The sequence below is a fragment of the Undibacterium sp. RTI2.2 genome (assembly GCF_035018705.1).
GTDB lineage: Bacteria > Pseudomonadota > Gammaproteobacteria > Burkholderiales > Burkholderiaceae_D > Undibacterium.
The window spans coordinates 46,767-58,366 of record NZ_JASJXN010000011.1 but is presented as its reverse complement, the minus strand read 5'-3'; the positions used below and the strand labels follow the sequence as shown (position 1 = coordinate 58,366).

General features: G+C 46.4%; 8 protein-coding genes. 2 read left to right on the top strand and 6 right to left on the bottom strand.

Annotation, left to right across the window (positions count from 1 at the left end; genetic code table 11):
* Positions 1 to 218 precede the first annotated feature (218 nt).
* Positions 219 to 992: an exodeoxyribonuclease III gene (locus tag QN395_RS08080; RefSeq protein WP_322120847.1), complete on the top strand. Its 774-nt coding sequence runs from the start codon at positions 219 to 221 to the stop codon at positions 990 to 992.
* A 137-nt stretch (positions 993 to 1,129) separates the two neighbouring features.
* Here the strand turns inward: QN395_RS08080 and QN395_RS08075 are convergent, their stop codons facing one another.
* The 6 genes from QN395_RS08075 to metX all read right to left on the bottom strand — a co-directional run bounded on the left by QN395_RS08075 (position 1,130) and on the right by metX (position 10,386).
* Entirely contained in the window at positions 1,130 to 2,857 is a 1,728-nt protein-coding gene (locus tag QN395_RS08075; RefSeq protein ID WP_323493102.1) for a bifunctional metallophosphatase/5'-nucleotidase, read from the bottom strand.
* 131 nt (positions 2,858 to 2,988) lie between these two features.
* Complete coding sequence (locus QN395_RS08070; RefSeq protein WP_322120845.1) at positions 2,989 to 5,364, bottom strand: TonB-dependent receptor; 2,376 nt, start codon at positions 5,362 to 5,364, stop codon at positions 2,989 to 2,991.
* A 729-nt stretch (positions 5,365 to 6,093) separates the two neighbouring features.
* A complete protein-coding gene (locus QN395_RS08065; protein ID WP_322120844.1) occupies positions 6,094 to 6,969 on the bottom strand; it encodes a M48 family metallopeptidase in 876 nt (291 codons plus the stop codon).
* 127 nt (positions 6,970 to 7,096) lie between these two features.
* The gene (locus QN395_RS08060) at positions 7,097 to 8,437 is read right to left on the bottom strand and encodes an AmpG family muropeptide MFS transporter (RefSeq protein WP_322120843.1); all 1,341 of its coding nucleotides are present in this window, start codon (positions 8,435 to 8,437) and stop codon (positions 7,097 to 7,099) included.
* A 150-nt stretch (positions 8,438 to 8,587) separates the two neighbouring features.
* Entirely contained in the window at positions 8,588 to 9,190 is a 603-nt protein-coding gene (gene metW, locus QN395_RS08055) for a methionine biosynthesis protein MetW (RefSeq protein WP_322120842.1), read from the bottom strand.
* On the bottom strand, positions 9,187 to 10,386 hold the full coding sequence (metX, locus tag QN395_RS08050) for a homoserine O-succinyltransferase MetX (RefSeq protein WP_322120841.1): 1,200 nt from the start codon (positions 10,384 to 10,386) through the stop codon (positions 9,187 to 9,189). Before metX ends, metW begins: the two co-directional genes overlap by 4 nt.
* A gap of 875 nt (positions 10,387 to 11,261) precedes the next feature.
* Between metX and QN395_RS08045 the strand changes: the two genes are divergently transcribed.
* Positions 11,262 to 11,567: a high-potential iron-sulfur protein gene (locus QN395_RS08045; protein ID WP_322120840.1), complete on the top strand. Its 306-nt coding sequence runs from the start codon at positions 11,262 to 11,264 to the stop codon at positions 11,565 to 11,567.
* The last annotated feature ends 33 nt before the right edge of the window (positions 11,568 to 11,600 follow it).

The window sequence follows — 11,600 nt, the reverse complement described above, 5'->3', positions numbered from 1 at the left end:
ATTGGCAAGTTACAGACAAGATAAGATCGTTTCAAGCAGACAATCTCATAGTAATTTAGAGGACTTTTCATATTACTTATATAGATTAGTCCTCAGAGATCACCACACGAAGATAAAGCAATATTGTTATTGGAACAAACTCTAAAAGTACCCTCTTTAATCAGCTCTCAATATTTGCTATCTTATTCACCATTCAATTCACTTTTCTCCTTATTTTAATGACAAAAATCATCTCCGCAAACTTGAATGGCATACGCTCTGCTTCGAAAAAAGGCTTTTTTGACTGGATGCAGCAACAGCAAGCAGATTTTGTTTGTGTGCAAGAACTGAAGGCACAAGCTGACGATATGACGGCAGATTTTTTGATGCCTCACGGCTATCATGGGAATTTCCATTACGCTGAGAAAAAAGGGTATTCAGGTACTGGCGTGTATAGCAAAGCTACGCCAGATAAAGTAGAGATTGGTTTTGGTAGTCCTGAATTTGATGCTGAGGGGCGCTATGTGCGCTGCGACTTTGGTAACTTGTCGATAATCTCAGTATATTGCCCTTCAGGATCATCCTCGCCTGAGCGGCAAGAAGCTAAATTCCGGTTTATGGCCTTGTTTTACCCGCACTTACTAGATCTGATTTCCCAAGGACGTGAATTAGTCATTTGTGGTGACTGGAATATCGCCCATAAAGAAATTGATTTGAAAAACTGGAAAAGTAATCAAAAGAATTCCGGCTTTTTGCCGGAGGAACGTTTATGGATGACGCGCTTGTTTGATGAACAAGGTTGGGTTGACGTGTATCGCCGCTTGCATCCGGATACGACTGGGGAGGCTTATACCTGGTGGAGCAATCGTGGCCAGGCATGGGCGAATAACGTCGGTTGGCGAATTGATTATCATGTAGCAACGGGGGGCATTGCGGCTAAAGCAAAAACAGCCGCTATCTATAAAGACCAGCGCTTTTCAGATCACGCGCCACTGATTATCGAATACGCATAAAGCTGTCTTTAAGAAAAAATACTCCCTGTATGTATATGATATCAAGCTTAGATTGTCCAGATAATCATTGGACAATCTAAGCTTAACTATTAATACTCCCTCTATTATCTAAAATAGATCAAAAATCGTTTGCTAATCTATTCACTTCGTTTGACACGGTCTGTCGCCACAGTAGCCAGTTTGCCACCCTCGGCGCGGACATAAGTTTCTAGTGCATCCAAATCACGTCCGGCCAGTTGGCGATCTTGTCCTTGCTTAAACATAGTGAATGCATCGCCACCATCGGCCAGAAAACTATTCACAACGACCTTGTAGATTTTTGCCAATTCCAGAGGTTTGCCATTAATCAGAATATTTTGCACCCGCTGGGGTAGTGGCAGAGCGGCGCTCCAGCGGTAGCTAAAGCTACTCGAAACGAATAACTTTTTAGGATTATCCGCCTCGCGTCCTTGCCATTGCTGCTGCAAAACCGCCATGATCTGCTCTCCAGATAAGCTCATACGAACCAGATTGTTACCAAATGGCTGTGATGCGTAGATATCGCCAAAAGTCACGGCTACCGATTTGGTCTCCGCACCCGACGGCAAGTCACTGCGAATACCGCCCGAATTCATGAAGGCAATATCTGCTGGACCACTATTTTGCGCGTACTTCAATTGCGCATCGGCGATAACATTACCCAAACTGCTGTCAAAAATACCCTTAGCACTCTCACGCTTTAAAGGTGCGGCTAGCGTTGTAACCGGGCGCAGGCGGATTTCTGTGGTCAATGCTGCGACTTTATCCACTAACTGCTGCGCTTGCGGATCAGGTTTTAGCTTCTGCTGATCCACAAGATAATTAGTGGCGCTACTAGCAATCACTTGCTTGCTGCCGCGGTCAATAATGAGTTTGGTTTCTGTGAGATAAGCACCGTAACTGCGTGCCTGTACGACTAAGCGACCGTCGATTTTGCAGGTGTATCCTTGGTGGGTATGCCCGGAGACCACCAGGTTGATTGCTTTATCGAGCTTTTTGCTGATATCAATAATCGGCCCGTCTAAACCATCGCATGCATAACTTGCATCATTGGCATCGCCTTTATAATTACCACCCTCATGGATCAGCACCACGATAGCGGAGACGCCTTGCTGTTTAATCTCGGGCACATAACGATTGATCGCCGTTGCCTCGTCCTCAAACTGCAAACCCTTTACACCGTCGCCTGCGACTAAATTGGGCGTGTCGGAAGTAACCGCACCGATAAAAGCGATTTTGACATCACCGACCTGGCGAATCACATAGGGCTTGAGCCAGGATTTAGCTGTCTGAGTATCAATCACATTGGCAGCAATATATTCGTATTTGGCGCCAGAAAAACCTGGGAATGGGCAGCCGCTCAGCGGACACTCGCCTTTTATCTTGCTCAATAAATCAGCACGGCCAGCGTCGAATTCATGATTGCCAACCGAAGTAACTGATAAGCCCATTTGATTAAAAGCCTCAATCACCGGCTCATCCTTTAACAAAGCAGAACCGATAGGCGATGCGCCCATCAGATCGCCGGCCCCGACAAAAATACTGGCAGGTGCTACCAGACGGCGCTGTTTTAAAAGTGCGGCCAGATAAGCGTAACCGCCGGCGGGCGTGGTCATGGCCTCACCGTGATCGTGCCCATGTTCTACCGGTGCCACCGGTGCCAAATAAGGTACAGGTTTATCAGACTGCAAATTGCCATGAAAATCGTTGATACTAAAGATCGTAATTTCACTTGTGCCAGCAGCGATTGACTGTTGTGCCGACTCCAGCCCTGATTGTTGTGTTTTTTGTGACACCGCACAGGCAACTAGCAGTAATGAGACCATCAATGCTGGTACCGACTTCATCGTTAACATATCCATCCTTACAAAAAATGAAAAAAGCCTGCAATCGCGCTAAGCATGATTGCAGGCTCAAATACTGAAGAAGTTGCGACTAAGCCTAAGCGCATCGCAACCTCCGGTCTTGCATTGACTGGTTAGAAATCAGCAGACAAAGTGACAGACATGAAACGTGGTGCGCCTAAGTAATAGAAAACACCTTTTGCCGCAGCAGTGCCATAGGGCAGCGCATTGGTTACGTTAAAGCTAGATGGATTACGATATTTCTCGTTAGTCAAGTTACTAACATTGAGGCGCAACGTTGGCTTTTTCAAATAAGTTGTGTTTGGGAATTGGTAACCAGCGTCAAATCCAAGCAAAGTATAAGAAGGCACCAGTTCGTCGTTAGTCATTGTTGCTTGTTGACTGCTTGTGTACTTAGCCGTCATTCGCGTATACCAAACACTAGTTTCATACTGTGCGCTCAGACCAGCTTTCCAATTAGGCGTCAAAGTCATTTCTTTACCTGCAGTCGGTAAAGTTGCCGTTGAACTGACGACTAAGTTATCTTGAATCTCGCTCTTCGCATAACCCAATGAGCTGTAGAACGACCAGCCATTGATTGGAGTATTACCTAATTCAACTTCAAAACCATGGGTCTTCACTTTACCCACGTTAGCCAAACTGCTTGTATTTGTAGTTGGATCGTAAGCTGTTGCTTGGCGATTTTGGAAATTCACTGCATATACTGTCGCTTGAGCAGTTAATTTATCGCTTTGTAAACGGTATCCAACGTCAAGATTGTATGAAGTTTCAGCTTTGACATCGATAGGCAATGTAGCGACGCCATTAGTTACAGGCAAATTTGAATAAACAAAATTTGGCGGAGCCTTCATATTGCGCGCGAGGCTAGCAAAAATCGAATTGTTGTAGTCAATCTGATAACGGGCGCCTAGTTGTGGCAACAATTCAGAGTAGTTTCTCTTAATGTTATAACCAACTCCAGCACCCTCGCTTGCGTAATTTGTAAAATCACGTTTCATGGTCGGCGCACGCAAACCAAGATTCAGTGACAATTTATCATCCATTAAACTGATTGTATCTTGTGCAAAGAATTGATAAGCGGTACTGATCGTCTTCCAATCACGACTTTCAAATGGAGTGCCGTCTGGACGAGTAATACGACCCTCTCTCAGCCAAATATCGTTCGCGTTGCCATTTGCATCAACGGCAACCATCGGTCCAAACTGCTCATGTACAGCGCGCTCAATCCAGAAACCCGCTAGTAACTGATGATTAGCAAATGAGTGTGTCAAAGAAGCTGTAATACCAGGACGGTTAGTACGTGTAACGCTGCTGTTAGCAACAATAACTTTGTCCAAAGTATCGCCGTCACCGTTCAAATCAACAGTAGCTGTATTTTTGCCCGTGGCGGGATTCAGGAAGGCATTCTCTGCCTGCAAACGTTGTTGGACCCCACCAGTACCATAGCCGTACCAAAAATAAGGGATGATCTTAAGGTCTGTATTTTCACCAATCCGGAACTTGCCGACGACAGATGCGATTACATTTTGGAATGGATTTTTAGTCAACTGGTAGTAAGTATCAGCATTCGCTTGGTTCGGATCACTAGAAGCCTTGCCTGGGCTAGGAGGAACGTGTCCAATGAAACTAGTAGAGTAATCGTAGTAGTAACCGTTCTTCGCTAAGTCCGCTAAATTAAAAGTACTAATATTTTGATTAATCGCGCGGTTATACAAAATCGTACCGTTAATCGAATTAAAACGATCAAAATCAGTGCGGAAGCCAAAATCGACGTGATCACGGTTAGCACCGCCTTGACCTTTCCACTTATCGGCTTGAGCATGCGACACCGAAATGAACATGCGTGAACGCTCATCTAACATACCAGTATCGTAACGAACATACGTTTTGGAGAGCGATAAACCACCCAAAGTTTGCATTATACGTATATTTCGTTGCTTAGCCGGATCACAAGTTGTAATGCCAATGTTACCGCCGGTAGCACCAATTTGTGGTGAATCTACGTCCGTAGAACCTTGAGTAACAAATTGCGTACAAGTGTTTTCCTGATCAACGAACTCTTGCGGAAACACAGAGAAGCTACCTGAATCATTGACAGGCACACCGTTAATAGTCACACCGATCTGATCGCTGTTAAAACCGCGCAAAGTCAAACCACCACCGAACAAACCCGTAGCGTCATAGTTATAGCTATTAACCGCTGGCATCAATTCAAGCGCTTGGTAAGCATTACCAGTTGGACGCTGTTTTGACAATTCTTCTGCGGTCACTGTACTACGCGCTTTGGGCGCTATTTCTTGCACCATCAGACCCATACCAACTTTTTTGCCAGTGATCGTGACGCGATTTGGATCGACTGGTTCATTTGATTCTGCTGTTGGTGCTGTTTGCGCATAAGCAGACATGCTCAGGCAAACCAACTGGCAAGCGACAGCAACCATCGACAAACGCGATGGGAATGTCGATGAAAGTTTTCTTGATTGCTTCATTTACTACTCCTTGATCAAGGTTTTTTTTGGAATTTACTAATAGATATAAAAAATGCACTAAAAACTATTTAAACAAACATCTGATACCAATTTAAGTTACTAAATAAACAATCTATTCCGCTTTTATTTACGAGCAATTTCAACACAGCGAAAAGCGGATCAAAAATTTGAAAATATCTTCCAATCGACATAAGGAGCGTTGCATCATCACAACAAACTCTTCGTTTTAGAAGAAAAATTGCACAAAAAACATTCCAATTTCGATCAGCGCAAACGATTGCTTTGTAACTAAAAACTTTTAATTCCAAAACGCGCAAACGATTGCTTTACCAACTAAAAAAAACGATAAGGGCTGCATCCGGATTTTGTTTTTCAATTCTTTGGCTACAAATTCCATACTGCTACAGAGGAGAACATCATCGTATAATTTTATTAAAAGCAGAGAACGTGCCACGCTTTGGAGTGCCTTTCAGCAAAAACTAAGCTGAGACAAATATCGGGTGATTTTTACACTTTCTTACCAGATATACATTCACTGAAATAAAGTCTAGCACACAAAATTTTGGGTAAGCAAAGTCTGGCATTCAATTATGAACAGTTGATGACAGGTACTAAATTCGCATTAAAACGTGTCATAAATGCGACTTTTTGGACTTTTGAGTCAAATTAGCACCACAGATGTGCGAAGCACATGAGCCGCTAGGCAAGCTGCTTAGGTAAGCAGTTGTCTCAATTAATAGCGGGGATAGTTTTGATATTCGTTCGATAAGGCGGCAGATTAGCGAGGAGAATGCCTTGTTTCTTGGCAAACAAAGGTAACACTTCTGGCAAATGGCGTTGAATTTCAGCAATTCTATTTTGACCAGCAGGATGGGTAGATAGCCATTGTGGTGGCGCACCTTTATTGACCATTGCCATTTTTTTCCAAAGCGCAATACCTGCGCGCGGGTCGTAACCAGCACGGGCAGCGATGTCTAATCCGACCACATCGGCTTCGGTCTCGTCGTCGCGGGAAAATTTCAGCATGCCAACATTGGCGAGACCGCCTGCCACAGAACCTGCCACGTTAGGATCATAGCCTTTTGCACCCGCTACGATTTCTGCCAGCTTGATACCAAAATTGGCGGCAGCCGCCTTGCCCGCCCGCTCTGCGCCATGTTCGCGTAAGGCATGCGCAATCTCGTGTCCCATGACAATAGCGACTTCATCGTCCGTCAATTTGAGTGTATCGAGAATGCCGGTATAAAACGCGATTTTGCCGCCAGGCATGCAATAGGCGTTGATTTGCTTGGAACCGATTAAGTTGACTTCCCACTTCCATTGCGGCGCACGCTCGTTCCAGCGCAATGCGAATGGGATTAAGGCTTTGGCGATTGCACGTAAACGTATCAGTTGTGGGTTGCTGTCTAGCGCTAGGGCATTTTGCTGTTGAGCTTGCTGCATCGTCTGGCTATATTGCATAGCCGCTTTGGATTCTAAACCGCCACCCAATTTGCGAAAGATCGACATTTCACCAACCTTGACGCCATCCTGGTCGCTATTTTTTTGCGCCTGACAGTTTGTTGTCAGAATAAAGAAAATCAGCAGTATGAAGTATCTTTTCATAGCATTAATCGTGTAATTAGCGATCTAACGTTCATAGGTTGTTTAGGTGAGTGCCGAAATGTGAAAACCACGACCGACAGGCTAACCACATTGACCAGATAGCCAAGTGCTACCGGTAAAAGTCCACCTATGCGCTACGAGCTGCGCGCACCTGAATCCGCCACAATAATGCGAGCAAGATGAGCGGCGGAATTGCAGTAAGGCCGGTAGCGACGAATGCAGTGGCGTACGCATCGAGCAGCCCATAAGTGGGAGTTAGAGCCTCTACCGCAGCACCGGAAAAGCCCTTAAGAAACTTGCCCAGCAAAGCATAGGTTGACGAAAGCAACGCATACTGCGTGGCGGTATAGCCCAGACTCGTGAGGCTCGACATGTAAGTGACTAGCGCGACACCAGCGTATGCTTGCGCGAAGCTATCGAGCGTCATCACAGTGGCAAACAAGGTCGGTTCAGGATGCATGCCCAGCAGCGCAAAAGCTGCGGTTCCGACACCTTCTATTACGAGTCCTACGATCAGAGTCGGCATCATGCCGAGCCGCACGGCACTCAGGCCACCCGCCGCGATGCCCGCGAATACCGCAACCAGTCCAAAAGTGCCACGTACAAACGCAACTGTATCCTTTGTCAGTCCGAGGTCGTGGTAATAAGGGTTATACATCGGCCCCATTACGAAATCGGGAAGCCGATACAGCGCGACCATCAGCAACATCAAGAGACCTGCAGTCTTATGCTTGGCGAAAAAGTCAACGAAGGGGCCGATTACTGCGTCGAGGAGACCCCGTAGCGTCCATAGCGGTGGCTTGCTCGTAAGTACGATGTCAGCACGAACAGGCTCAAAAGCAAAGAGTGTCGCGACTACACCAATCGCCATCAGCATTGCCATCGCAACATACGACAGAGACCAGCCTAAGCGCGCAGCCATCGCAATCACGAGCGCATCAGTCACGAGTAGCGCAATGCGGTAACCTAGTTGCGCGGCTGACGTCATCAGGCCAACTTCATCCGAATCTTTAGCCGCCTCGATGCGCCAGGCGTCAATCACGATATCCTGCGTCGCAGATGCGAACGCCGTTAGCAATGCGAACACGCCTATAGCAGCGAGACCACCATTAGTACCAACAACCGCCATACCGAGAAGTCCTATAGCAACCAGCAACTGGCACAATAACATCCAACCACGACGTCGGCCTAAGCGCCCAAGCAGCGGAAGATCTAGCCTGTCTACAATAGGCGACCAGTAAACCTTGAATGCATACGCAAAGCCGACCCAGGAAATAAAGCCAATGGCGAGCAAACTAGTGCCTGCATCGCGCAACCAGTAGCCGAATGTATTAGCGGTTAGCAGGAACGGCAAGCCCGACGAGAAGCCGAGCGCGAGCATTACTGCTACTTTCGGCTGCTTTAATTCGCGAAGCATATCTACTAAGGTACGCTTGCGGTTTGCTGGGGAACTAGAAATTTTTGACATCACTCGCCAATTATCGATTTTCTGGCTTGCGCGCGAGCGCAAGCCAGAGCTAAGGAGGGCTCAGCAGAATGAACACGGACAAGCCCGAACTGGAGCCGAGAAAGGAACCTATCATCACGCATCATACTTGGTAGCCACTGCATGAAAACATCATTTCTTCCGCAATCTAAAGACCGCCAAACTACCGCGCAAATTAGGTAAGAATTGTATCGGCTTGCCTTCACGCAAAGCGACGCACTCTAAAACTTCCAGACCGACTTCGGTCGCCAGATCAGAAAAATCATAAATCGTCGCGCAGCGTAAATTGGGTGTGTCGTACCACTCGTAGGGCAAGGATTTAGACACCGGCATTTTGCCGCGTAGCAGCGCAGTGCGATGCGGCCAATAACCAAAGTTAGGGAAAGACACAATCGCCTCGCGCCCTACTCTGGCAATGTCGCGCAGCAAAGGCTCTACATGCTTCATCATTTGCAATGACGATAAACACAACACGGTATCAAAACCATTATCCTGAAACATACTGAGGCCGTTTTCCATATCTTGCTGAATCACATTGACGCCGCGTTTGGCGCACGCCAATACTTTGTCGTCGGCGATTTCTGTGCCGTAGGCGCTGCATTGCTTATCGCTTTTTAAATAATCGATCATGACACCATCGCCACAACCGACGTCTAGCACCCGCGATTGCGGTTTGATCCAATGTGCAATAAATGCCAGATCAGGGCGGAGCTGACTGAGTTCAGAAAAATTCATGCAAGCTCCTGGTCGATATTCGCAAAATAAGCAGCGATCAAATTCAAATAACGAGCGTCGTCGAGCAAGAAGGCATCATGCCCATGCGGTGCATCGATTTCTGCGTAGCTGACGGTGCGCTGATTACTGACCAGAGCCTGCACAATATCCCGGCTGCATTGCGGTGAAAATCGCCAGTCCGTCGTGAATGAGGCAAGCAGAAATTTTGCCTTGGTCTTTGCCAGCGCCTTACTCAGATCGCCATCAAACGCGCGGGCGGGATCAAAATAATCCAGCGCTTTCGTGATCAACAAATATGTATTGGCGTCAAAATAATCCGCAAATTTATCCGCCTGATAGCGTAGGTAAGATTCAATCTCAAAATCAATCCCAAAGCCGAATTGATATTCGCCGGTACGCAAATCACGACCAAATTTTTCCGCCATATCGTCGTTGGATAAATAAGTAATATGACCAATCATGCGTGCGACTCGTAAGCCGCGACGCGGGACCACATTATGTGCATAAAAATCGCCACCATAAAAATCCGGGTCGGTCAAAATCGCCTGCCGTGCGACATCATTGAAGGCGATATTTTGCGCTGACAATTTAGCGGTCGAAGCGATCACGACACAATGCCGCAAACGATCTGGAAATAACATGCTCCACGCCAGCGCCTGCATGCCGCCCAGCGAGCCGCCCATCACCGCAGCAAACTGCTGTATACCGAGATGATCCGCTACCCGCGCTTGCGCTTGCACCCAATCCTCCACCGTCACCACCGGAAAATCCGCGCCATACGGTTTGCCCGTTTGCGGATTATTGTGCATAGGTCCGGTGGAACCAAAACAAGAGCCAAGATTGTTGATGCCGATCACAAAAAACCGGTTGGTATCGACCGACTTGCCAGGGCCAATCATGTTGTCCCACCAGCCGATATTTTTTTGGTCGTCGGCATAGGCTCCGGCAACATGATGCGAGGCGTTGAGCGCGTGGCAAATCAGTACAGCATTAGATTTGTCAGCATTCAGCGTGCCATAGGTTTCTATCATCAGATGATAGTCGCTGATCGTTGCGCCACTTTGTAAAGTCAGCGGCTGATCAAATTGTATCGTCTGCGGCGTGACAAAACCGATTGATGACGTTGGCGTTGTTGGCACTGGTGGCGCCGATGCCGGTGTTGAAACTGATGTTGTCGATGACGGTACAGTAGTCATGCGTCTTCCTAGCGAGAATCATCTCGTTTTACATTAATTCAGGAAGGCTAAAAGAAGGGCTGAATGAGGAAGAGAGGCGGCATTCAAGCTCGCTTTAGCCGTATTTATTGTTTCAGAAAGTTTTCCAAAACGGCGCCCGCAAGCTGATTTCAAATCGGCGCAATGGGTGAAGGATAACGAAGTATCGCGGTGGCGTCAAACCGGAACAAGTCCAGAGATGTCTCACTCAACGCTCTCGATGGTATCCAAGCAAAACTAACGAGGTTTTAAGTACGAGGCGTTAGAATTTCGCGCCGTACTGATTAATGACTTCGACGTTTGTAAGCAATTGATAGTGACAGCAATATTCACATGGGGAGCTCAATATTTAAAATGTAGTTTAAATGCAAATCATATACTCCCCATATGTATATATAAAATTACCCCTATATACGTGGACAAATCCACTTTTTAGATAATTTATTCTGGAGTATATGACTAAAAGCACTCTCCCACACTCAAACAGATGTGGCCACTGCATATGTCAGTGTCATTTCGTTTAGCGACTTCGGAAGGTCTCTGCGAAAACTATCTAAATAATTTGCAGACCCGAAGTCAAAGCATTCTCTCTAAGAGCGATAACTCACAAGTAAATACCTAAAAATACAGGCTTTGACCGATACGCAACATGTCTGATGTCGTAACACAGACCTATCTGTTCACAAACATCTCATTAGTGACCAGCTTTTGACCTAGATCAAGGAAAGATCATTCGTAGAGCCTATGCTTAAAGGTATGGCATTTTGCTGATTGTAACTTTCAAGACGCTCACGGATCACTCTATCCAATAATTACTCGATAACAAGCACTTTCTTTGCTATTACTTAGGAAATCAAATGTCAAACCGCAGAAAATTTATAGCCCAACTGAGCTGGGGGAGTGCTACCTTTTTATTAAAAAACGCCAGTGCCCAAGTTGTGATGGTTAATGAAACGGATCCACTGCCCTCGTCTATGGGCTACAAAGAAAATAGTAATAAAGTCGATGGTACAAAATATCCTAAGCACGCTACCAGCCAGCAGTGCAGTAATTGCACTCTATACCAAGGAAAAACGGAGAATATTACCGGAGGTTGCGCACTTTTCTCAGGAAAGCAGGTAACTAGTGTGGGCTGGTGCAACGCCTGGTCAAAAAAACTGTAAACGTTGAACACAACAAACAGAAGGAGCAAGGCA